Source organism: Pseudomonas sp. Bout1, from assembly GCF_034314165.1.
Classification (GTDB): domain Bacteria; phylum Pseudomonadota; class Gammaproteobacteria; order Pseudomonadales; family Pseudomonadaceae; genus Aquipseudomonas.
Genome location: NZ_JAVIWK010000001.1, coordinates 2,350,171 through 2,373,875, shown reverse-complemented (window position 1 = coordinate 2,373,875; position 23,705 = coordinate 2,350,171). Strand labels below are relative to the sequence as shown.

Annotated in this window: 18 protein-coding genes and 4 tRNA genes; 4 read left to right on the top strand and 18 right to left on the bottom strand. The window is 60.2% G+C overall.

The window, feature by feature from the left end; all coding sequences use genetic code 11:
* Positions 1 to 21: 21 nt before the first annotated feature.
* From RGV33_RS10885 to leuC, 6 genes are all read right to left on the bottom strand, one after another.
* The gene (locus RGV33_RS10885; RefSeq protein ID WP_322144275.1) at positions 22 to 1,032 is read right to left on the bottom strand and encodes an aspartate-semialdehyde dehydrogenase; all 1,011 of its coding nucleotides are present in this window, start codon (positions 1,030 to 1,032) and stop codon (positions 22 to 24) included.
* 248 nt (positions 1,033 to 1,280) lie between these two features.
* Complete coding sequence (gene asd, locus RGV33_RS10880; protein ID WP_322144274.1) at positions 1,281 to 2,393, bottom strand: aspartate-semialdehyde dehydrogenase; 1,113 nt, start codon at positions 2,391 to 2,393, stop codon at positions 1,281 to 1,283.
* Positions 2,394 to 2,457: 64 nt separating this feature from the next.
* On the bottom strand, positions 2,458 to 3,540 hold the full coding sequence (gene leuB / locus RGV33_RS10875) for a 3-isopropylmalate dehydrogenase (RefSeq protein ID WP_322144273.1): 1,083 nt from the start codon (positions 3,538 to 3,540) through the stop codon (positions 2,458 to 2,460).
* A 53-nt stretch (positions 3,541 to 3,593) separates the two neighbouring features.
* Entirely contained in the window at positions 3,594 to 4,358 is a 765-nt protein-coding gene (locus RGV33_RS10870) for a class I SAM-dependent methyltransferase (RefSeq protein WP_322144272.1), read from the bottom strand.
* A gap of 137 nt (positions 4,359 to 4,495) precedes the next feature.
* On the bottom strand, positions 4,496 to 5,140 hold the full coding sequence (gene leuD, locus RGV33_RS10865; RefSeq protein WP_322144271.1) for a 3-isopropylmalate dehydratase small subunit: 645 nt from the start codon (positions 5,138 to 5,140) through the stop codon (positions 4,496 to 4,498).
* A gap of 10 nt (positions 5,141 to 5,150) precedes the next feature.
* Complete coding sequence (gene leuC, locus RGV33_RS10860) at positions 5,151 to 6,569, bottom strand: 3-isopropylmalate dehydratase large subunit (protein ID WP_322144270.1); 1,419 nt, start codon at positions 6,567 to 6,569, stop codon at positions 5,151 to 5,153.
* Between the two features lie 145 nt (positions 6,570 to 6,714).
* On the opposite strand from leuC, the gene RGV33_RS10855 reads away from it, so the two are divergent.
* Together RGV33_RS10855 and RGV33_RS10850 are read left to right on the top strand one after the other, a co-directional pair.
* The gene (locus RGV33_RS10855; RefSeq protein WP_322144269.1) at positions 6,715 to 7,605 is read left to right on the top strand and encodes a LysR family transcriptional regulator; all 891 of its coding nucleotides are present in this window, start codon (positions 6,715 to 6,717) and stop codon (positions 7,603 to 7,605) included.
* 64 nt (positions 7,606 to 7,669) lie between these two features.
* Positions 7,670 to 10,975, top strand: coding sequence for an EAL domain-containing protein (locus RGV33_RS10850; protein ID WP_322144268.1), 3,306 nt, complete (start codon positions 7,670 to 7,672; stop codon positions 10,973 to 10,975).
* 82 nt (positions 10,976 to 11,057) lie between these two features.
* On the opposite strand, the gene RGV33_RS10845 is transcribed toward RGV33_RS10850, so the two are convergent.
* The 12 genes from RGV33_RS10845 to gltX form a co-directional block, all read right to left on the bottom strand.
* The gene (locus tag RGV33_RS10845; RefSeq protein WP_322144267.1) at positions 11,058 to 13,037 is read right to left on the bottom strand and encodes a hypothetical protein; all 1,980 of its coding nucleotides are present in this window, start codon (positions 13,035 to 13,037) and stop codon (positions 11,058 to 11,060) included.
* A 118-nt stretch (positions 13,038 to 13,155) separates the two neighbouring features.
* Positions 13,156 to 14,103, bottom strand: coding sequence for a hypothetical protein (locus RGV33_RS10840; protein WP_322144266.1), 948 nt, complete (start codon positions 14,101 to 14,103; stop codon positions 13,156 to 13,158).
* Positions 14,104 to 14,184: 81 nt separating this feature from the next.
* Positions 14,185 to 15,126 carry an adhesin gene (locus RGV33_RS10835; protein ID WP_322144265.1) on the bottom strand — a complete coding sequence of 314 codons (942 nt, stop codon included), beginning with the start codon at positions 15,124 to 15,126 and terminating at the stop codon, positions 14,185 to 14,187.
* 543 nt (positions 15,127 to 15,669) lie between these two features.
* A complete protein-coding gene (locus RGV33_RS10830; RefSeq protein WP_322144264.1) occupies positions 15,670 to 16,635 on the bottom strand; it encodes a tRNA-dihydrouridine synthase in 966 nt (321 codons plus the stop codon).
* A 40-nt stretch (positions 16,636 to 16,675) separates the two neighbouring features.
* Positions 16,676 to 17,125 (bottom strand): acyl-CoA thioesterase, encoded by a 450-nt coding sequence (locus RGV33_RS10825; protein WP_169387636.1) that lies wholly within the window; start codon positions 17,123 to 17,125, stop codon positions 16,676 to 16,678.
* Between the two features lie 50 nt (positions 17,126 to 17,175).
* Entirely contained in the window at positions 17,176 to 18,009 is an 834-nt protein-coding gene (locus RGV33_RS10820) for an alpha/beta hydrolase (protein ID WP_322144263.1), read from the bottom strand.
* A 28-nt stretch (positions 18,010 to 18,037) separates the two neighbouring features.
* A complete protein-coding gene (locus RGV33_RS10815; protein ID WP_322144262.1) occupies positions 18,038 to 18,577 on the bottom strand; it encodes a TetR/AcrR family transcriptional regulator in 540 nt (179 codons plus the stop codon).
* 184 nt (positions 18,578 to 18,761) lie between these two features.
* Positions 18,762 to 18,837 (bottom strand) — tRNA-Glu (locus RGV33_RS10810).
* Positions 18,838 to 18,915: 78 nt separating this feature from the next.
* A tRNA-Ala gene (locus tag RGV33_RS10805) sits at positions 18,916 to 18,991 on the bottom strand.
* 50 nt (positions 18,992 to 19,041) lie between these two features.
* A tRNA-Glu gene (locus RGV33_RS10800) sits at positions 19,042 to 19,117 on the bottom strand.
* A gap of 79 nt (positions 19,118 to 19,196) precedes the next feature.
* Positions 19,197 to 19,272, bottom strand: a tRNA-Ala gene (locus tag RGV33_RS10795).
* A gap of 147 nt (positions 19,273 to 19,419) precedes the next feature.
* Positions 19,420 to 20,901, bottom strand: a complete 1,482-nt coding sequence (gene gltX / locus RGV33_RS10790) for a glutamate--tRNA ligase (protein ID WP_322144261.1) — start codon at positions 20,899 to 20,901, stop codon at positions 19,420 to 19,422.
* A 196-nt stretch (positions 20,902 to 21,097) separates the two neighbouring features.
* On the opposite strand from gltX, the gene RGV33_RS10785 reads away from it, so the two are divergent.
* The gene (locus RGV33_RS10785) at positions 21,098 to 22,144 is read left to right on the top strand and encodes an HlyD family secretion protein (RefSeq protein ID WP_322144260.1); all 1,047 of its coding nucleotides are present in this window, start codon (positions 21,098 to 21,100) and stop codon (positions 22,142 to 22,144) included.
* A gap of 49 nt (positions 22,145 to 22,193) precedes the next feature.
* Positions 22,194 to 23,684 (top strand): MDR family MFS transporter, encoded by a 1,491-nt coding sequence (locus RGV33_RS10780; protein WP_322148653.1) that lies wholly within the window; start codon positions 22,194 to 22,196, stop codon positions 23,682 to 23,684.
* The last annotated feature ends 21 nt before the right edge of the window (positions 23,685 to 23,705 follow it).

Genomic DNA, 23,705 nt, shown 5'->3' with positions numbered 1-23,705 from the left:
CAAATTGCCGCCAAGTATCTTTTACACAAGGCCTTTTATCAACAACTGCGCCAGCTGTACGGCGTTAAGTGCGGCCCCTTTGCGTACGTTATCTGACGCCAACCACACATTTAGTTCCGCAGGGTCATCGACGCCGGCGCGAACCCGGCCCACGTAGACCACGTCTTGACCGACCGCATCGCCAACAGCGGTGGGGTAATCACCCTCTTCCACCAACTCGACTCCGGGCGCGGAATCCAAAGCCTGGTTGACGGCAGCGAGGTCGACCGCTGCACCCAATTGCAAAGACACAGTCAGGCTATCGCCAAAAAACACCGGGGCTTGAACGCACGTGACGGAAATCTTTAGCAAAGGCATTTCCAGCACGGCGCGCAATTCGTGCACCAGGCGCTTTTCCAGGGCGGTGTGGCCTTGGGCGTCAGGCTTGCCGACTTGTGCCAGTAGGTTGAACGCCATCTGGCGATCGAAAAACTTCGGCTCCAGCGGGCGCACGTTCAGCAACTCGGCGGTCTGGCGGGCAAGCTCACTGACGGCCTCGCGGCCTTGGGCGGACACGGCCAGGTTGGCGGTGATGGTGACGCGCTGGATATCCAGCAAGCCGCGCAGTGGCGCCAACACCACGGCCAGGGCGGTGGCTGATGGGCTTGGGCTGCTGACCTGGAATGGCTTTTTCAAGCTATCCAACACGTGGGCGTTGGCTTCCGGAACCACTTGCGGCGCCTGATCCGCCGGCAAGGCGCCAGACAGGTCGATCAGCGTGCAGCCAGCGGCGGTGGCGCGCGGCGCGAAACTCAAGGTGACCGCAGGGCCGGCGGCGAAGAACACCAGCTGGACTTTGCTGAAGTCAAATTCGTCGACTTCCCGCACCCGCACGTTCTTGCCGCGAAACGGCACCGAATGCCCGGCCGACTCACTGCTGGCCAGCAGGTGCAGGTTACCCACCGGGAAGTCCTGCTCTTCGAGGATCTGCACCAGTGTTTCGCCGACGGTGCCGGTGGCGCCGATCACGGCAATATCAAAGGTCTGGGTCATGGAGGCTGCCTCGGGCATGGCGGGGGGAGCGGCACTTTACCGGGTGGTTGGGGGTGAGGCAATTAGCCTGGGCTCGGTGGTGTGGCTGATGGCCCCATCGCGGGCAAGCCCGGCTCCCACATTGAACGGTGTTTGCCTGAACTACTCGGTCAACTGTGGGAGCCGGGCTTGCCCGCGATGAGGCCCAAAAGCGCAATAAAAAACCCGCGCCTGTCACCAGAACGCGGGTTTCTCATTACACGCAGCGATTAACGCTCCAGCAAAATCCGCAACATGCGACGCAACGGTTCAGCCGCGCCCCACAGCAGTTGGTCGCCTACGGTGAACGCGCCCAGGTACTGAGTACCCATGTTCAGCTTGCGCAGACGGCCAACCGGCACATTCAGGGTACCGGTGACCTTGTTCGGGCTCAGTTCCTGGATGCTGATATCACGGCTGTTCGGCACCAGCTTGACCCAAGGGTTGTGCTGGCTGATCAACCCTTCGATATCGGCGATCGGCACGTCTTTGTTCAGCTTGATGGTCAGCGCCTGGCTGTGGCAACGCATGGCGCCGATGCGCACGCAGATACCGTCCACCGGGATCGGGCTCTTGAAGCGACCCAGAATCTTGTTGGTCTCGGCCTGGGCCTTCCACTCTTCACGGCTCTGGCCGTTAGGCAGTTCCTTGTCGATCCAGGGGATCAGGCTACCGGCCAATGGCACACCGAAATTTTCGGTCGGGTAGGCTTCACTGCGCATCGCTTCGGCCACACGGCGGTCGATGTCGAGGATCGCGCTGGCCGGGTCAGCCAGTTGATCGGCCACCGCAGCGTGTGTCGCGCCCATTTGCTTGATCAGTTCACGCATGTTCTGCGCGCCGGCCCCGGAGGCCGCCTGATAGGTCATGGCGCTCATCCATTCCACCAGGCCGGCTTCGAACAAGCCGCCCAGGCCCATCAGCATCAGGCTGACGGTGCAGTTGCCGCCGATGTAGTTCTTGGTGCCCGCGTCCAGTTGCTGGTCGATGACCTTACGGTTCACCGGGTCCAGGACGATCACCGCGTCATCCTGCATGCGCAGGCTGGAAGCGGCGTCGATCCAGTAGCCCTGCCAGCCGGCTTCACGCAGCTTGGGGAAGACTTCGCTGGTGTAGTCGCCGCCCTGGCAGGTCAGAATGACGTCGAGGGTCTTCAGTTCTTCAATGTTGTAGGCGTCCTTGAGCGGAGCAATGTCCTTGCCCACAGACGGCCCTTGACCACCCACATTGGAAGTGGTGAAAAACACCGGCTCAATAAGATCGAAATCCTGCTCTTCCAGCATCCGCTGCATGAGCACGGAACCGACCATACCGCGCCAACCGATCAGACCTACACGTTTCATCGCAACTACACCTTGTTCAAAAGTGGGCCGCCTTGCAGCAACATCTGCAAGCGGGCCCGAGAGATTACAGATTCCGCAGCGCGGCGACTACTGCGTCGCCCATTTCTTGCGTACCGACCTTGGTGCAACCCTGCGACCAGATGTCGCCGGTGCGCAGGCCCTGGTCCAGCACCAGGCTCACAGCCTTCTCGATGGCATCCGCCGCATCGGTCAGGTTGAAGCTGTAGCGCAGCATCATCGACACCGACAAAATGGTCGCCAACGGGTTGGCAATGCCCTGCCCGGCAATGTCCGGCGCCGAACCGTGGCACGGCTCGTACATGCCTTTGTTGTTGGCATCCAGGGACGCCGACGGCAGCATGCCGATGGAGCCGGTGAGCATCGAGGCCTGGTCGGACAGGATGTCGCCGAACAGGTTGTCGGTGACGATCACGTCGAATTGCTTCGGTGCACGCACCAGTTGCATGGCGGCGTTGTCGACGTACATGTGGCTCAGTTCGACGTCCGGGTAGTCCTTGGCGACTTCTTCGACGATTTCACGCCACAGCTGGCTGGACGCCAATACGTTGGCCTTGTCCACCGAGCAGACCTTCTTGCCACGCACGCGAGCCATGTCGAAACCGACGCGGGCGATACGGCGGATTTCGCTCTCGCTGTACGGCAGGGTGTCGTAGGCCTGGCGTTCGCCATTTTCCAACTCACGCACGCCTCGTGGCGAGCCGAAGTAGATACCGCCGGTCAGTTCGCGGACGATCAGGATGTCCAGGCCGGCGACGATTTCAGGCTTGAGGCTCGAAGCATCAGCCAGTTGCGGGTAGAGAATCGCCGGGCGCAGGTTGCCGAACAGGCCCAATTGCGCACGGATTTTCAGCAGGCCGCGCTCTGGGCGGATGTCACGTTCAATCTTGTCCCATTTCGGGCCACCCACGGCGCCCAGCAATACCGCGTCGGCCGCACGGGCACGCTCCAGGGTTTCGTCGGCCAGGGGCACGCCGTGTTTGTCGATGGCCGCGCCGCCGATCACGTCGTGGCTCAATTCGAAGCCCAGGCTGTATTTGGTGTTCGCTACTTCCAGGACCTTGACCGCCTCGGCCATGATTTCCGGACCAATACCGTCGCCAGGGAGAATCAGAATCTGCTTGCTCATGCGTTCCTCATTTCATCAAGCGACCCACCCGTGGGCAGGTCGGGAAAAATTAATCAGCGTTCGGCAAAGACCACCAGCACATCGGTGCTGAAGGTGCCGTCGGCTTGAATCTCGAAATAATCGCGCACTTCCTGGCCCATCGCCGTTTGCAGTTCCAGGATGGCGGCGCGCAATACCTCTGGGGTGCGCATGCGCTCAACCCACGAGGTGTATTCCAGACGCAGGCGCTGGCGGCTGCTGTTGCGCACCTGCAAACCGGCTTCGTTGAGCTGGCGCATCCACTCGCCGGCGGAGTAATCGCGCACGTGGCTGGTGTCGCGCAGCACTTCGACGGTTTGCAGGTAAGTGTCCAACAGCGGGCTACCCGGTGACAATACGTCAACAAACGCCGCCACGCCGCCCGGCTTCAGCACCCGGCGCACTTCGCGCAGGGCCAGGCCGAGGTCGCTCCAGTGGTGGGCCGAGTAGCGGCTGAACACGAAGTCGAACTCGCCATCGGCAAACGGCAGGCGCTCGGCGGCGCCGTGCACGGTGCGGATGTTGCCCAGGCCACGGTCTACGGCAGCAGCGGCGACCACCTCGAGCATCTGCTGGGACAGGTCGTAGGCCACCACTTCGTTAACCAGCGGCGCAACGTTGAAGCTCACATGCCCGGCGCCGCACCCCAGGTCCAGCAGTCGCGCACTGCCCTGCCCGGCCAGTTCGGCTTGCAGCAGCGCAAATTCGGTGCCTTGAGCATGGACAGCGCTGCTCAGGTAGGCCGCGGCCTGTTCGCCGAATTGTTTTTGCACGACTTGGGTGTGGGCGGTGCTGGTCATGGTGGTTTTCCTTGGGTTTTGGGGTGTTTGTACGGGCGCTATCGCAGGCAAGCCAGCTCCCACACTCGACCGTGTTCACAGGTCAACATGTGGGAGCCGGGCTTGCCCGCGATGGGGCTCGCACGGCCTACCTCAAATCAAGCGTCGCGAAACAGCCAAGGCTGGCTCGCCCGGTGCTTGGTTTCAAACGCCGCAATCGCATCACCGTCCTGCAAAGTCAGGCCGATGTCGTCCAGGCCATTGATCAGGCAATGCTTGCGGAAGGCGTCCACTTCAAAGTGATACACCTTGCCGTCGGGACGGGTCACGGTCTGCGCCGCCAGGTCGACGGTCAACTGGTAGCCCACATCGGCGTCCACTTGCTGGAACAACTCATCCACTTCAGCGTCGCTCAAGATGATCGGCAGCAAGCCGTTCTTGAAGCTGTTGTTGAAGAAGATGTCGGCGTAGCTCGGCGCGATGATGCTGCGAAAGCCATATTCTTCCAGGGCCCACGGCGCGTGTTCACGGCTGGAGCCGCAACCGAAGTTTTCCCGGGCCAGCAACACGCTGGCGCCCTGGTAACGCTCGGCGTTGAGCACGAAGTCCTTGTTCAGCGGGCGCTTGGAGTTGTCCTGGTAGGCGTAGCCCACGTCCAGGTAGCGCCACTCGTCGAACAGGTTCGGGCCAAAGCCGGTGCGCTTGATCGATTTCAAGAACTGCTTGGGAATGATCTGGTCGGTGTCCACGTTGGCACGGTCCAACGGCGCGACTAAACCGGTGTGTTGGGTAAAAGCTCTCATCGGGTATTCCTCAGATCAATTCGCGAACGTCGATGAAACGACCGTTGACGGCAGCGGCGGCGGCCATGGCCGGGCTAACGAGGTGCGTACGGCCACCGGCGCCCTGGCGCCCTTCGAAGTTCCGGTTGGAGGTAGACGCGCAATGCTCGCCCGACTCCAAACGGTCCGGGTTCATCGCCAGGCACATGGAGCAGCCCGGCTCGCGCCATTCAAAACCGGCTTCGAGGAAGATCTTGTCCAGGCCTTCCGCCTCGGCTTGCGCTTTAACCAAGCCCGAACCTGGCACCACGATCGCTTGCTTGATGGTCGAGGCGACTTTGCGGCCCTTGGCGATAACCGCCGCAGCGCGCAAGTCTTCGATCCGCGAGTTGGTGCAGGAACCGATAAACACACGGTCCAACTGGATGTCGGTGATCGCCTGGTTGGCTTTCAAGCCCATGTACTTCAAGGCGCGCTCGATGGAGCCGCGCTTGACCAGGTCGGTTTCCTTGGCCGGGTCCGGCACGTTCTGGTCAACGGCCAGCACCATTTCCGGCGAAGTACCCCAGCTGACTTGCGGCTTGATCTGGGTAGCGTCGAGTTCAACCACGGTGTCGAACACCGCGTCGGCATCGGAAACCAGGTCTTTCCAGGCTTCTACAGCGGCGTCCCAATCGGCACCGGCCGGTGCGAATGGACGACCCTTGACGTAGGCAATGGTCTTTTCGTCCGCCGCCACCATGCCCACACGGGCACCAGCCTCGATGGACATGTTGCAGATGGTCATGCGGCCTTCGATGGACAGGTCGCGAATCGCGCTGCCGGCAAATTCGATGGCATGGCCATTACCGCCGGCGGTGCCGATCTTGCCGATGACGGCGAGCACGATGTCTTTGGCGGTGACGCCGAAAGGCAATTCGCCTTCCACCGACACCCGCATGTTCTTCATTTTCTTGGCGACGAGGCACTGGGTGGCGAAGACGTGCTCCACCTCGGACGTACCAATACCGTGAGCCAGGGCGCCAAACGCACCGTGGGTAGAGGTGTGGGAGTCGCCGCAGACCACGGTCATGCCGGGCAACGTGGCGCCCTGCTCCGGGCCGATCACGTGGACGATGCCCTGGCGCACGTCATTCATCTTGAATTCGGTGATGCCATATTCGTCGCAGTAGTCATCGAGGGTCTGCACCTGGAGGCGCGACACGGTGTCGACGATGGCGTCGATCCCGCCTTTACGCTCCGGCGTGGTCGGCACGTTGTGGTCCGGGGTGGCGATGATCGAGTCGACGCGCCAAGGCTTGCGCCCGGCCAGTCGCAGGCCTTCGAACGCTTGGGGCGAGGTCACTTCATGGATGATGTGACGGTCGATGTAGATCAGCGACGACCCATCATCGCGCCGTTTCACTTCATGGGAATCCCAAAGCTTGTCGTAAAGCGTTTTGCCGGCCATCACGCGGTCCTCATCAGGTGTTTCTATGCCCCGGGCCTTGAACGATTCAATAACCCTTTGGCTTGTGAGGCTGATGGTATGGCGCTACATTAAATAACTCAAATTCATATTTTTTATGCTTTGGATTACCAACTGGAATAGCACAATGGATCTGGCCAACCTCAATGCCTTTATCGCCATCGCCGAGACCGGCAGCTTCTCCGGCGCCGGTGAACGCCTGCACCTGACCCAACCGGCCATCAGCAAGCGCATCGCCGGCCTGGAGCAGCAATTAAAGGTGCGACTATTCGACCGCCTGGGGCGCGAAGTCGGCCTCACCGAAGCCGGGCGAGCATTACTGCCGCGGGCTTATCAGATTCTCAACGTGCTGGACGACACCCGTCGCGCCCTGACCAACCTCACCGGCGAGGTCAGCGGGCGCCTCACTCTGGCCACCAGCCATCACATCGGCCTGCATCGCCTGCCGCCGGTGCTGCGCACGTTTACCCGGGAATATCCGAACGTCGCGCTGGACATTCAGTTTCTCGATTCAGAAGTGGCCTACGAAGAAATCCTCCATGGCCGCGCCGAAGTGGCCGTGATCACCCTGGCGCCGGAGCCCCACACGTTGGTGCGCGCTACCCCGGTGTGGGACGACCCGCTGGATTTCGTGGTGGCGCCGGAACACAGCCTGATCAGCAACGTCAGCGTCAGCCTGGCGGACATCGCCCGGCACCCGGCGGTGTTTCCCGGTGGCAATACCTTTACCCACCATATTGTGCGGCGGCTGTTCGAGGCCCAGGGCCTGACGCCGAACATCGCCATGAGCACCAACTACCTGGAAACCATCAAGATGATGGTCTCCATTGGCCTGGCCTGGAGCGTGCTGCCGCGCACCATGCTCGATGAGCAGGTGGCACGCATCGCTTTACCGGGCATACAGCTCAGTCGCCAGCTAGGCTACATCGTGCACACCGAAAGGACGCTGTCGAACGCTGCGCGGGCTTTCATGAGCCTATTGGATGCACAGGTCGATCTGCCAGGGAACCCGGCATGAAACCGTGCGGAACTTAGACTGTGAACCCCGCGCCGAATGCCCATTGAGCCAAGGCCTCTGATTAATGCGCAACCCCGTCGATTCCGTGCCACCCCTGCCCCGCATCTATGCCCTGGACCCACAGGAGGCGGAACAAAGCTGGGACAGCGCGCCGCAACTGCTGGCGGCGCTTAACGCAGCCCGGCTGGGCGCCTGGAGCTGGGAAATCGATACCGGCCGGATAAGCTGGTCCCGGGGCACCCAGGCGCTGTTCGGTTTTGACCCGCGCCAGCCGCTGCCTGCAGACCTTGAGTACCTGGACCTGCTCGCCGCCGAGGACCGCGCCAAGGTGGTGCGGGCCTTTCATGCCGTGCTGGCCGGCGAGCCCTTTGCCCAGGCCATGCACCATCGCATCCAATGGCCCGACGGCAGCCTGCACTGGCTGGAGATCAATGGCAGCCTGCTGCCGGACAAGGCCGGGCGCCGGCGAATGATCGGGGTAATCCGCGAGATCACCCACCAGCGCGAGCGCGAACACGCCCTCGGCCATTCGGAAAAACGCTTCGCCACCTTGTTTCACCTGTGCCCGCTGATGGTCTTGCTGACCCGTCAGGCCGACGGTTTGATCAGCGAAGCCAACCAGTATTTCGAGAGCCTGTTCGGCTGGCCGCTGGTCGATGCCATTGGCCGCAGCACGCTGGACCTGGGCCTCTGGGTGCACCCCGAGCAACGCGCGCTGCTGGTCAAGGCCACCCAGCGCAAAGGCGCGCCCATCAGCATGGACGTGCAGTTTCGCGCCAGCAACGGCCAGGTCCACGACGGTACCCTCAGCGCCCAAAAAGTCGAGCTGGACGGCGAGGACTACCTGATCAGCACCTTCCTCGACACCACCGAGCGCAAAAACGCCGAGCAAGCCCTGAAGGACAGCCAGGAGCGCCTGGACCTGGCCCTGGACTCGGCACAGCTGGGCACCTGGGACTGGCACATTCCCAGCGGCATGCTCTACGGCTCGGCCCGGGCCGCCCAATTGCACGGGCTGGAGCCCCAACCGTTCCACGAATCCTTCGAGGCGTTTTTTGAAGGCATGCCCAATGAAGAGCGCGAGAGCATGCGCAATGCCTACCGCACCCTGCGCGAAGGCCCGGCGGGCAACTATCAACTGACCTATCGCGTGCAACTGGAAGACGGCAGCTCGCGCTACCTGGAAAGCCGCGCCCGCCTGTATCGCGATGACCTGGGCGTGCCATTGCGCATGGCCGGCACGTTGCTTGACATCACCGACCAGGTTGAGCGCGAACAACGCTTGATCGCGTCCGAAGAAAAATTCGCCAGCCTGTTCCTCGCCAGCCCCGACCCGATCTGCGTGACGCGCCTGGAGACTGGCCAGTTTATCGAGATCAACCCGGCCTTCACCCAGACGTTTGGCTGGACAGCCGCCGAGGTGCTCAACAACAACGCCGAGCAAATCGGCTTGTGGGATGAGTCCACAAAGCGCCTGCAACGCATCGAACAGGTGATTCGCGAACAGTCCCTGAGCAATGTGGCAATCATCGTTCATCACAAGAGCGGCCACACCCTGACCTGTGTGATTTCCAGCCGCCTGATCCAGGTCGGCGACCAGCCCTGCATCGTCACCACGTTGCGCGACATCACCCAGCAGCAGCGCTCGGAAGCAGCACTCAAGGCCAGCGAAGAAAAATTCGCCAAGGCTTTTCATTCCAGCCCCGACGCGGTGTCGATCACCGAGCGCGATACCGGGCGCTACGTGGAAGTGAATGACGGTTTCTGCCGTCTGACCGGCTATCGCGCCGAAGAGGCCATTGGCCTGACGCTGTACCAGATCGGCATCTGGGCGGACGAAAACCAGCGCGCAGCGTTATTGGCCGAGTTGCAGATCAAGGGCCGCATTCACCATCTGGAAATGCTCTGGCACAACAAGCGCGGTGAAGTGCTGGCGGTTGAAGTGTCGGTGGAGCCCATTACCCTCAATGAAACCCCGTGCCTGCTGCTGACCGCCCGGGACGTCAGCCTGCTGAAGAACGCCCAGGCGCAGATTCGCCACCTGGCCTATCACGACCCGCTGACCAACCTGCCCAACCGCGCCCTGTTGATGGATCGCCTGAGCCAGCAGATCGCCCTGCTCAAGCGCCACAACTTGCGGGGCGCCCTGCTGTTCCTCGATCTGGACCACTTCAAGCACATCAACGACTCCCTCGGCCACCCGGTGGGCGACACCGTGCTAAAAATCGTCACCGCCCGCCTCGAAGCCAGTGTGCGCATGGAAGACACCGTGGCGCGCCTGGGCGGCGATGAATTTGTCGTGCTACTAAGCGGGCTGGAAGGCTCACGCCCGCAAGTCAGCACCCAGGTCCAGGAGCTGGCCGATACCCTGCGCGAACTATTGTCTGAACCGATGTTTCTCGACGGCCACCGCTTGCAAGTCACGCCCAGCATCGGCGTGGCACTGATTCCTGATCACGGCTCAACCCCGGCAGACTTGCTCAAGCGCGCCGACATCGCCCTGTACCGAGCCAAGGATTCGGGGCGCAACACGATCCAGATGTTCCACAACAGCATGCAAAAAACCGCCAGCGAGCGCCTGCGCATGGAAACCGATTTGCGCCTGGCCCTGTCCCGCGGCGAGTTCAGCGTGCATTACCAACCCCAGGTGGATGCGCGTGGCAACCAGATTGTGGGCGCCGAAGCCTTGGTGCGCTGGCAACATCCGCAACTGGGTGCGCAATCCCCAACGGAGTTCATCAAGGTGCTGGAAGACAGCGGCCTGATCCTTGAAGTCGGCACCTGGATCCTTGACGAAGCGTGCGCCGCCTTCCAACAATTGATCGCAGAGGGCCTGGTGGACCCGTTGAATTTCAGCCTGTGCGTGAACATCAGCCCCCGGCAGTTTCGCCAGAACGACTTTGTAGAACGGGTAGAGCGCAGCCTCAAGCACCATCAACTGCCCTACAGCCTGCTGAAACTGGAAATCACCGAAGGCATCGTGATCCAGAATTTGGACGACACCATCAGCAAAATGCGCCGCCTGAAAAAGCTCGGCGTGAGCTTTGCCATGGATGACTTCGGTACCGGCTATTCGTCACTGACCTACCTCAAGCGCCTGCCGGTGGATGCGCTGAAGATCGACCAGTCGTTTGTGCGCGATGCCACCCATGACCCGAACGATGCGGAGATCATCCGCGCAATCGTGGCCATGGCACGCAGCCTTAACCTGGAGGTGATTGCCGAAGGTGTGGAAACCCCCGAGCAACTGGTGTTTTTGCAAGGGCTTGGGTGCCATCTGTACCAGGGCTACCTGCACAGCCGGCCGTTGCCGGTGGAGGGGTTCAGGCAGATCCTGAAGCGCACCACCCAAGCCAGGTCATCGGAGTAAGGCACACAGCATGACGAGCAACGGGTCACGGTAGTTGATGCCCCACCTGCCATCGAGACCTTCAAAACTCTGTGCTTTTAACCTACACCAACATTAGCGCGTCGCCGTCGTCGCGCATCCAGCTTGAAGCTTTCAGTGGGATTTTAGACCCGTAATAATCAAAAAAACCCTCCTTGACGACAACCGAGTGCCCGAAGTTCGCCAACGTACCGGTTGCACCGTTTGCCAGCGCCTGAACGCTGACGCGTCGGGTAAAGGCGTACAGGCCCAGACGTCGCAATGCATCGCCAGGCACCTCGCCATCGTTAAGCGTGCTCATGGCCACTTCAAAGCTCTCGCCGGCACGAAACTCGTGGTTTTCCATTTGCGCACGCTTGGCGCTGACGGCGTACAGAAAGTTCGCATCCTTGAGCAGGCCGGCGTCAGGGCCTTTGAGATTCGAGCCTTCCCGGGCCTGTTTCAGTTCTGCGTGCGTCAGGTTCACTTTGCTGGAGTCGCGCAGAGTCACGGTATAGCCTTCGCGGGTTTCGGTGATGTTTTTATAGATGCCTCGCGGACTTTGCCCATAGCGCAGCATCGCCGCCTTGATCGCCGAAACCGTGACACAGTTACCCTCTACGCCTTGATAGAACCCACTCCAGATGTTGGCCGGCGGGATGCCGACTGCCACATCGGAAAAGGCAGAGCTTCGCAAGCCTGAATCAATGGGCCGCCCTTCAGGTATAGCTTCGGCAAGCATGTAGCCGTAGGACGTGCCCACCGATCGTTTATTACCCGGGCTGTGCTGTACGCCATCCAGCACTAACGCACTGGAATACCCGGAAGTACTGACCACCGCCACCGCGCCCGGCTCCTGCATCCTGGCGGGTGAGACGATGCGCAAAAAGCCCGTCATGCCCATTCCCTTCAACACGTTGTATTGCGTATCGCCTTTGAGCGTGCTCGATAAAACCTGTTCGAACGAGGTGCCCGGCGTCAGGTCGGCACGCGTCATCTGTTTGCGCTTGGTATAAGCCGCCAGCATAAAGTCAGCTTGCTGCACCATGTCGCGGTTACTACCAGCGAACCGCGATGCGCCAGTCATTTGTTGCAACTCCTGCCCGGAAAGATGAAGTTCGAAACCGTCCTTCATCGTGATGTCAAAGCCGGCGCCTGCGGGAATGACACTTTCGAACATATCGGTAGCGCCTTGGCCAAACCTCATCATCATCAGTTTTATGACCGAGGCATGGCTGCTGACATCAAACACCTCATTGAACCCTCGCTCAACGGCGTTAAACCCGTCGAGAATCTCAGCCCGCTTCTCTCCTCGCCCATTGGAAGGCGTATCTACGAGCGGAATATTGACCGGGGCCACCGGCACATTCTGCCCACGGTGTTTGAGCTGAGGGAGCACGCTGGAGCGTGGTTCAACCGTCTCCAGCACGTAGACATACGGGCGGCTGGGTGTGTATTCACGGCCAAAACGATGCGCCACCCCGTTGCGGATCAATGAGGCGCCGAAGTCATGAACGGCCATGACACCAACCGTCCCCTTGCCTGCGAGCTCGTCCGTGGGGAGCTGCCGTACAAACGGGTTCATTCCCATGCCTTTGAGCAGGTTAAACACGGTTTCACCCTGTAAAGACGTGGACAACGCTGTGTCAAAGTGCGTGTTGATGCGGCTGTCGGTGCTGGATAATTGTTTGCGCTTGATAAAGACCGCCAACGCAAAATTCGCAGTTTCCATTGCACCGGGATTATTACCGACAAACTTCGACGCTACGGCGGTACGGTGCAACTCTTGATCAGAAACATGCAGTTTATAGCCGTCTTTCAATGTAACGTCATGCCCCGAGCCGGCACGCCTTACTTCGCTGAATAGATCGGCCAGCGCCGGGCCGAACGTCATCATCATCATTTGGATAACGGCAACGTGGCTGCTCGTATCGGCGTGCTCACCAAACTGTCGCTCGGTGGCATTGAATGCCTTTACAACATCTAACGGCGCTTTACTCCTGCCCCTTACTTGCAAGAACTGATGGGCCGCCACACCCGTGGCAACCCGCGTATTCATACCCATCATAAACATCCCTTTTTAAAAACAAACACACAACAAAAAAGTGCATAAACACGGCATACAGAGCCTGCTGTACGGACGTGATATGCACCCGTTTTTCCGTGGTTTTTTGAGCGACCTGTTAACGCTTTGAATCAACCAACGCGACAGCCTGTCCAAAGCGTGGCCTGCCGGCTTTGCGACCGTACAACTCTTCACAGCCATCAACCACCGCCACCGAATGCGCGCCCCGGTTGACCATTCCGATCAACGATTTATCAGCAAACGCACTGACCGGTACTCTTTTCATGTGGTCGCGCAGGCCCAGGCGCTTGAAACCTTCCCCGGGGCCGGTTTCATCTTCACCGTTGTTGAGGCTCTTTATTGCGGCTTCGATACTCTTTCCTGCCGTCCCGTCGTTGTTTTCCAACATTGCCCGCTTGGCACTGCAGGCAAACAGGAAGTGCGCATCCTTGAGCATCCCGGAATCGCGCATCGGGACAAACCTGGAACCCCGTTTCGCTTTATCCAACTCGGTCTTTTTCAAATCCAGGGTGTACCCATCACGCATGACGACGTGATAGCCCTCAGCCGTGGGCTGAACAGATTTAAAGATACCGGTCGGGCTTTGACCGAACTTCGCCATCGCCGCCTTGATCGCCGAAATGGTCACGCAATTACCGTCGGGGCCTTGGCGAAAGCCGTTCCATATATTGTCGGGCTTGGCACCACTGCGCTTATCGGAAAGGTCGGGAAGCACCTGTGGGCCGGGCCCCGGAGACGGTGCATCCGGCTTGGGCAGCACCGTAGGCGCAGGCGTTACTGGCGTCGGAACGGTGTTCACCAGCGCCTTGCCTGCCAGCAAGCTTTGCAACTGGGTAAAAAACTGGTTGAACAGTTCTACGAGCTTCGCCAATACCGGGCCGTCGCTGGCTGTATCACCAACGCCACCTGGCGCGTTATTACCGAATGACAAGGGCACCTGCGCCGATACCTGCTCCGTAATCGGCCGCCGCCGTATCGAGCAAGACTGCGAGTGTGGGTGGTAGCTTCCAGTGATGCCCGCGCTACCAATCTCTGTACAAGACATACAGCCATCCTTCATCGCGCGCTTCCCGATGTGTATTAACCGGAAAGCGCCTTGTTGATAAAAAACACAGAAGTTGCTGACTTACCTGTTTACTCGGCGGCCCGGGTTAAAACGCCAGTGGTTGTCATAGGCACGTCGCCTGTCGTGGCTGGAGACCTCAGACCCGTCATCTTCGGCGGGCCCGGGAGCTGTTACGTCTGGCGTCGGCGCATCAGGCTTTGGTGCGTCGGGCGTCGGTGTATCCGGCTTCGGTGCGTCGGACTTCGGTACGACGGGCATCGGTGCGTCCGGCCTCGGTGCATCCGGCTTCGATGCGTCGGACTTCGGTACGACGGGCTTCGGTGCATCCGGCTTCGGTACATCCGGCTTCGGTACGTCGGGCTTCGGTACGACGGGCATCGGTACGACGGGCTTCGGTGCGTCCGGCTTCGGTGCATCCGGTTTCGGTGCGTCGGGCTTCGGTGCGTCCGGCCTTATCACGTCTGCCTTCGGTGTATCAGCGTGAGGGCAATAGCAATTTTTCACCTGAACCGTAACGTTTACATCGGCACTGCTGCGGTTATTCGTCAGCGGGTCTTTGCTCAATAACGTTTGAAACTCAGACGGTACGCTGAACCCTGGACGCGGAACCGCCGGGGTATTCCCGGCCTTGTCTCCGGGCACAGCGTTCGGCGCATCGGTACTCCCACCAAGCTTGTTCTTCACCGCGCAATCGCCACTTTTCTCAGGCCTTGGCAGTGGAGCAGCATCGGGGACCACCGTAGGAAGCGCCTTCGGCCCAGACAGCATGCTGCGCATCGCCCTTAACACATACTCAAACATCTCAACTAACTTTTCGAATGCGTCCTTGTTGAGCGCTACGTTTCCTTGCGCAGGAACAGCAGTGGAATTTTTCAATAGCGTGCGGGCTGAATTCGCTGAAATATCGGCAGCCTTGTGATCGACTGCCTTGGGCAGTTCCGCTCCCTGCTGATTGAAGTCAGTAGTCAAGCGAGGGAAGTTATTGAGCGACACGTTAGACATACATAAATCCTTATTCAGTGATTGCCAAAACACCGTCAGCGGCCTGAAAACAGATCGTCTTGGTTCTGGACTGGAAATAAACCCGAGTGCTGCACACTCCCTACTTTCGTGGGAGTTACGAGGATCAAGTTCCGAAAGTCAGCCTTCACATAAGGACATTAAATAGGAATCCGCACATTATCCTATGGACGCCCGGCGAAAAATCGTGCACTGACTGGTTCTCGCCATGCGCAAAACGGATATATCAGGCAACACTCAGCCCTTGAAGCAAATCAATGAAATCACTTGTTCATACCCGCAACTCAAACCTGTGTTATCGCGCGCACCCTGATATTCCAACGACAAACCTTAAAAGTTCCTGGCTTTAAAACTGCAAGAGCTTGTAGCAAACAAAAAACCAGCTCACATATATAAAGCAACTAAAAACCCGAGATACAACTCAACAAAAGATGGCGTTCCAGCGATCAACACCTTATTTCAAGCAAAAAAAAGGGCGCCCACGGCGCCCTCGACTACTGGATAGAAACGTTTATATATCCAAACTCAATTTTGCAGCGCCACCGAATCGGGCATGCCCAACAATCGCCCTACCTGCTCCAGGTCGGTTTCCCGACGCATCTTGGTAAATAATTCGACCGCTTCAGGATAGTTGCGCGTGAGCATTGCCAGCCATTGCTTCAAACGTCCCGGCGCCTGGCGCTCGGTCAATTGCTCGACGGATTGGCGCCAAAACTCCTGGAGCATTGGCTGCATCTGCGCCCATGTCATCTGCACCACCTCTTCACCCGCCCGTGCAGCTGCGATCTGACGCGCCAGGTCGGGGCGGGCCACCAGGCCACGGCCAAGCATGATGTCCTCCACGCCACTGATTTCCCGACAGCGCCGCCAATCCTCGACGCTCCAGATATCGCCGTTGGCGAACACCGGCACCTTGACCACGTCCTGCACCCTCGGGATCCACTCCCAGTGCGCCGGCGGCTTGTAACCGTCGGCCTTGGTGCGCGCATGCACCACGATATGCGCCGCGCCGCCCTCAGCCAGGGCCGTGGCACATACCAGCGCACCGTCGGGGCTGTCGAAGCCCAGGCGCATCTTGGCGGTGACGGGAATGTGCGCCGGCACCGCACGCCGAACGTGTTCGACGATCTGGTTAAGCAGCTCCGGCTCCTTGAGCAGCACCGCGCCACCGCGCGACTTGTTGACGGTCTTGGCCGGGCAACCAAAGTTGAGGTCAATTACCTGCGAGCCCAGCTCACACGCCAGCGCCGCGTTTTCCGCCAGGCACACCGGGTCGGAACCAAGCAATTGCACGCGCAGCGGCACACCCGCGGCAGTATGGGCACCGTGCAACAGTTCAGGAGCGAGCTTGTGGAAATAGGCCGGGGTTAGCAGGCGGTCATTGACGCGGATGAATTCGGTCACGCACCAGTCGATACCGCCCACACGGGTCAACACGTCCCGCAGGATGTTGTCGACCAACCCCTCCATGGGCGCCAAAGCAATTTGCATGGAAAACACTCAACGAAAAACGTGGCGCAGTTTACGGGTTTCAGGCGCCGGAGGGTAACTCGCCTTGCAGCGCCGGGCCGTAACCCTCAAGAAATTCCGACGGCATGCGCTTGGGCTTGCCGCTGGACAGCTCGATACAGACAAAGGTGGTTTGCGCACGCAGCAAGGTGGCGCCGTCACGTGGGCGTACCAGTTGGAAGCGGCGGGTCATTTTCAGGCGCTGGTCCCAATCGACGATCCAGGTCGCCAACTGCAGCTCGTCGCCTTCGTAGCCGGCGGCGAGGTAGTCGATCTCGTGCCGCACCACGGCCATGGCGCGATCGAGCCGGCGGTACTCGGTGAGGTCCAGGCCCAGGCGCTGGGAATGGCGCCAGGCGCAGCGCTCCAGCCAGGACACGTACACGGCGTTATTGGCGTGCCCAAGGCCGTCGATGTCTTCGGTACCGACCTGAAGATCGATGATAAACGGCGTTGCCAAATCCCAGCCCATGCGCTGCTCCCGGTCGATTAATGTCGGCGGCGAGCAGTGTAACCCATGGTTCAGGCGGTTTGGCGCTCGGGCACGTGGCGGCCGGCCAGCAGCGCCAGTACGCCTTCGATCACGCGCGGGTCCGCCAGCACTTTCTGGTGCCCGCCCTGCTCCAGGCGCAGCAGGCGGCTGTCGAACCAGGCGTCATGGATGACCTGGCAGGCTTTGACCGAGACGAAGGTATCGTCTTCGGCATGCACGATCAGGCCCGGGATATTCATTTGATAGTGGGCCACGTCGAGGTGCTTGAGGGGCATGCCCATCGTCAGTTCGACTTCCTGGATAAACGCCGAACGCGCTCGGGCCGGCAGGCCGACCATGCCGGCAAAGCCGCGCAGTACATCGAGAAACCGCGACGGTGCGGCAATGCTGACCAAAGACTCGGTGCGCAACCCCAACTGCACCGCGAGCATCGCACTGGCGCCACCCATCGAGTGACCGACCACCGCGTGCAGCGGCGGCAACTCGGCGGCAGCCTCCAGCATGGCGCGGGCGAACAGCAGCACATGGGCTTCGCGCCCCGGCGAGTGACCGTGAGCCGGGCCATCCAGCGCAATCACCGAATACCCCGCCTCCACCAACGCCGTGATCAGGCTGGCAAACTGCGTAGGGCGCCCTTCCCAGCCGTGCATCAGCAACACCGCAGGGCCTTGGCCCCACTTCAGCGCCGACAGGCCGAAACGCAAGGTGATGCGCTCTGATTGCGCCAGCAACGGCAGCTCCCAGTCACGAGGCGGCAGATCCCGGGGCGTCATGAACACCCGACGCATCTTGCTGGCCACGGTTTGCGGCGCGAGACGGCCCAGGGTGCCATTGACGCCACGAATCCATTTCAATGTACCCATCGCTCATTCCTCAGGCCCGAAGCCGTTCTTAACGTACTGCGGACTTGGCCGCACGCAACACACGGTCCGACAGCTCACCCGGGCCCAGGGCGCGAGCCAGCGACAAGCCGCCGATCATCAGCGCCATGTCAGCCAGGGCTTTGTCGGTGTCTTCAGGGGTGGCGGCCAGCTGGGCAGCCATCAGTTCACAGTGTTCATTCAAGGCCTGACGGAATTCATCCGGCAAGCGGCTCATCTCGCCTACCGTGGCCGGGATCGGGCACGCCTGGGAGGTGGAGTCGCGGTGCTTGCGCGACAGGTAAAACGCGGCAACCAGAGCGCGACGCTCCTCGCCGGTCAGCGTCGAGTCCATGTCTTCAACAGCGGCGCGGCGCCGGGCCAGCAACTCGGTGAAGGCCTCCAGCATCAGTGCATCTTTACTCTCAAAGTGCGCGTAGAAACCACCGACGGTGAGCCCTGCCGCGCCCATCACTTCGCCGACACTCGGCTCGGCCGGGCCACGCTGGATCAAGGCGGCGCCAGCAGCCTGCAAAATGCGTTCGCGGGTTTGTGCTTTTTTATCGTTCATCGTTGCCTCCGAATCTCATGCTTCGAATATTATTACCATAATAATATTTCGCAAGCCACCGGCATGACCATTGGTCAGAAGAACAAGTTGGGGAAGAGGCAGGAGGATTGGCTGAACGCCAGACAAACAAAAGGGCCATTCAATAATTGAATGACCCTTAAAAATCCCGCAGAGCGGGTAATCGTGGCGTCCCCTAGGGGACTCGAACCCCTGTTACCGCCGTGAAAGGGCGGTGTCCTAGGCCACTAGACGAAGGGGACACAAACCTTCTATACACTGATCAGCGCTGAGAACTGATCGATTCAAGGACGGTGTGGCCAGACCTTGAACCTGTAAATTGGTGGAGCTAAACGGGATCGAACCGTTGACCTCCTGCATGCCATGCAGGCGCTCTCCCAGCTGAGCTATAGCCCCGGATTTTTCGCCTCGCGGCGCAGCAGACCTTTCGAGCTGCTTGTTGAAACTGGCGTCCCCTAGGGGACTCGAACCCCTGTTACCGCCGTGAAAGGGCGGTGTCCTAGGCCACTAGACGAAGGGGACACAAACCTTCTATACAACTGATCAGAGCTGAGACCTGATCGATTCAAGGACGGTGTGGCCAGACCTTGAACCTGTAAATTGGTGGAGCTAAACGGGATCGAACCGTTGACCTCTTGCATGCCATGCAAGCGCTCTCCCAGCTGAGCTATAGCCCCTCGTCGGTGAGGACGGGGCGAATCTTAATGGCGTATTGGAAAGCTGTCAAATTTATTTTCAACAATTTCCAAAATTTTTTGCCGAGATAACAATCACTTACCGACTAAACCCCGGAAAACCGGGGTTTGGCCGTTACAACAGCGGGCTTAAGCGATAGCGCCCAGCAGCTTTTCCCATTCCTTGTTTTCTTTCTTCGACACACCACCAAGCAAATCAAGGGCTTGGCGCAGACGGAAACGGGTCAGGTCCGGGCCGAGGATTTCCATCGCGTCGAGTACCGACACCGAACTGGCGTGCCCGGTGATCGCGGCAAACATCAGCGGCATGGCATCACGCAGTTTCAGTTCCAGGGACTCGACCACCGCCTGGATGGTCGCGGTGATCGCATCCTTCTCCCACTGGCGCAGGCTTTCGAGCTTCCACAGGATCAGCTGCATCAACTGGCGAACCTGGTCGCCCGAGAGCTTTTTCGACTCAAACAGCTTGGCATCCGGGTTCACCCCGCCGGCAAAGAAGAAACTCGCCAACGGTGCGACCTGGCTGAACGTCTCCACCCTGCCCTGCACCAACGGCGCGATCTTCATCATGTACTCGGGGTTCAACGCCCACTGCTGCACGCGGCTGGCGAACTCTTCCACCGGCAGGTCGCGCAGCCACTGGCCGTTGAGCCAGGAGAGTTTCTCGATGTCGAAGATCGGCCCGCCAAGGGACACGCGAGACAGGTCGAAGTTATCGACCATTTCCTGCAGCGAGAACTTCTCGCGTTCGTCCGGCATCGACCAACCCATGCGGCCCAGGTAGTTGAGCATCGCTTCCGGCATGAAGCCCATGCGCTCGTAGAAGGTCACCGAGGTCGGGTTCTTGCGCTTGGACAGCTTGCTCTTGTCCGGGTTACGCAGCAGCGGCATGTAGCACAGCTGCGGTTGTTCCCAACCGAAGTATTCGTACAGCAGGATCAGTTTCGGCGCCGAGGGCAGCCATTCTTCGCCACGCAGTACGTGGGTGATGCCCATCAGGTGGTCGTCCACCACGTTGGCCAGGAAGTACGTCGGCAGGCCGTCGGTCTTCATCAGCACCTGCATGTCCATGCGGTCCCACGGGATCTCGACGTCTCCGCGCAGCATGTCCGGCACCACGCACACGCCTTCGCTCGGCACTTTCATGCGGATAACGTGGGGCTCACCGGCGGCCAGGCGCTGGGCCACTTCTTCTTTCGACAGCAGCAATGCACGGCCGTCATAGCGCGGGGTTTCACCCTTGGCCATTTGCTCGGCGCGCATCTGGTCCAGCTCTTGCGCAGTGCAGAAGCACGGGAAGGCGTGGCCCATGTCCACCAGTTGCTGGGTGTATTTTTTGTAGATGTCGCTGCGCTCGCTCTGGCGATACGGGCCGTGGGGGCCGCCGACATCCGGGCCTTCAGCCCAGGTAATGCCCAACCAGCGCAGGGCGTCGAAAATCTGCTGCTCCGACTCTCGGGTGGAACGCACTTGATCGGTGTCTTCGATCCGCAGGATGAATTCACCGCCATGCTGCTTGGCAAAGCAGTAGTTGAACAAGGCGATGTAAGCAGTACCTACGTGGGGATCCCCAGTAGGCGATGGCGCGATGCGCGTGCGGACGGTGGTCATGGCGGGTCTCGAATTGGCGATAAAACTGAAAATGAAACAAGGGGCGAATGGTAACAGCCCCAAGCCCTTGGGCTCCAGCGTGGGGAGGCGAACAAAGGGCATATGAGACAAGCTCCGGTCGCAAGGCTCGTTATGGCTATTTGCCAGACCGTTCGCTGGCTATATTCCATTACCTTTTGTTACCGACATGATCGCCATGCCTGCCCCGCTCAAGCGCCGCCTGTTTATCTTCCTGTTTATCGTGGTCCTGATCGCCGCGGGCTTTTTTGCCCAGTGGTTCTTCAAGGGCCGCTTTTATGAAAGCACCGACAACGCCTACGTCCAGGGCGAGATCACCCGCGTCTCCAGCCAACTGGGTGCGCGCATCGTCGAGGTGCTGGTCGGCGACAACGAACACGTGGAAAAAGGCCAGCTATTGGTCAAGCTCGAAGGCGACGACTTCCACCTCGCCGTCGACCGCGCCAACGCCGCCCTGGCCATGCGCGAAGCCGAGCGCGTGCAGGCCCAGAGCAAACTGACCCAGCAAGCCAGCCTGATCGCCGCCGGTGCAGCCAAGGTTTCGTCCAGCCAGGCCACCCTCGGCCGCTCGCAGATCGACCTGAATCGCGCACAAACCTTGCGCAAACCCGGCTACGTCTCGGAAGAGCGCGTGACCACCCTCGACGCCGACAACCATATCGCCCGCTCCCAGGTGACCATGGCCCAGGCCGACCTGCAGGGCCAGCGCCAGCAGGTCAACGCCCTGAACGCCGAGATCAAGCGCCTCGACGCGATGATCGCCAACGCCAAAACCGACCTGGCCCAGGCCGAACTGAACCTGACCCGCAGCGAAATCCACGCGCCCATCAGCGGCCTGATCGGCCAGCGTGCCGCGCGCAACGGCCAATACGTACAGGCCGGCGCCTACCTGCTGTCGATCGTCCCCGACCAGGATATCTGGGTGCAGGCCAACTTCAAGGAAACCCAGATCGGCCACATGCAGGCCGGGCAAAAGGCCGAGCTGACGTTTGATGCCTACGCAGATACACCGATCGAAGGCCGCGTCGCCAACCTGTTCGGCGCCTCCGGTGCGCAGTTCAGCCTGCTGCCACCGGACAATGCCACGGGCAACTTCACCAAGGTCGTACAACGGATTCCGGTAAAACTGACCTTCGCCGCCGACAACCCGCTGCAGGGCAAAATCCGTCCGGGCATGTCGGTGACCGTCAAAGTGAACATCCAAGACCCGTACGATGGCCGGTGATCAACTGCTGGCCCCGATCGGCGAACCGAGCCGGCGCGACTGGATCGCGGTGATGAGCGTGATGCTCGGCGCCTTTATGGCGGTGCTCGATATCCAGATCACCAACTCTTCCCTCAAGGACATTCAGGGCGCGCTGTCGGCCACCCTGGAAGAAGGCTCGTGGATTTCCACCTCCTACCTTGTGGCCGAAATCATCATGATCCCCCTCACTGCCTGGCTGGTGCAGCTGTTGTCGGCGCGCCGGCTGGCAGTGTGGGTGTCCGGCGGGTTCCTGATCGCCTCGTTGATGTGCTCCATGGCCTGGAGCCTGGAAAGCATGATCGTGTTCCGCGCCTTGCAGGGTTTTACCGGCGGCGCGCTGATCCCGCTGGCGTTCACCCTCACCTTGATCAAACTGCCCGAACACCACCGCGCCAAAGGCATGGCGATGTTCGCGATGACCGCCACCTTCGCGCCGTCCATCGGGCCGACCATTGGCGGTTGGCTGACCGAGAACTGGGGCTGGGAATACATCTTCTACATCAACATCCCGCCGGGCCTGATCATGATCGCCGGGCTGCTGTACGGGCTGGAGAAAAAGGACTCCAACTGGGACCTGCTCAAAAGCACCGACTACCTCGGCATCCTTACCATGGCCGTGGGCCTTGGGTGTTTGCAGGTATTTCTGGAGGAAGGCCATCGCAAGGACTGGCTGGAATCAAGCCTGATCGTCAGCCTGGGCACCGTGGCCCTGTTGAGCCTGATCACCTTTGTGATCGTGCAGATGTCCAAACCCAACCCGCTGATCAACCTGCGCATCCTCGGCAATCGCAATTTCGGGCTGTCGAGCATTTCGAGCCTGGGGATGGGTGTGGGGTTGTATGGCTCGATTTATCTGCTGCCGCTGTACCTGGCGCAGATCCAGAACTACAACTCGCTGCAAATCGGCGAAGTGATCATGTGGATGGGCGTTCCGCAGCTGGTTTTGATTCCGCTGGTGCCCAAGCTGATGAAATACGTGTCGCCCAAGTGGCTGTGCACGCTGGGGTTCGGGCTGTTTGGGTTGGCGAGCTTTTCTTCAGGGGTGCTGAACCCGGACTTTGCCGGCGACCAGTTCAACCGGATCCAGATCATCCGCGCGCTGGGGCAGCCGTTGATCATGGTGACGATTTCGTTGATTGCCACCGCGTACATCATGCCGAAGGACGCGGGGTCGGCGTCGAGCTTGTTCAATATCCTGCGCAACCTGGGTGGGGCGATCGGGATTGCGCTACTGGCGACGCTGCTGGATGCGCGCACCAAGACGTACTTTGATTACTTGCGGGAGGCGATTGTGCCAACCAACCCGCAGGTGGCGGAGCGGATGGCCAGGCTGACGGAGACGTTTGGCAGTGAGACGGCGGCGTTGGGCAAGTTGAGTGAGATTGCGCACCAACAGGCGCAGATCATGGCCTACAACGATGCGTTTCACTTTGTGGGGTTGGCGCTGGGGATCAGCATGCTGGCGATCTTGCTGACCAAGGCGTTGCCGGCGGGGCTTAAGGCTGGGGAATCTCATTAGACCGAGGTGCCGCCATCGCAG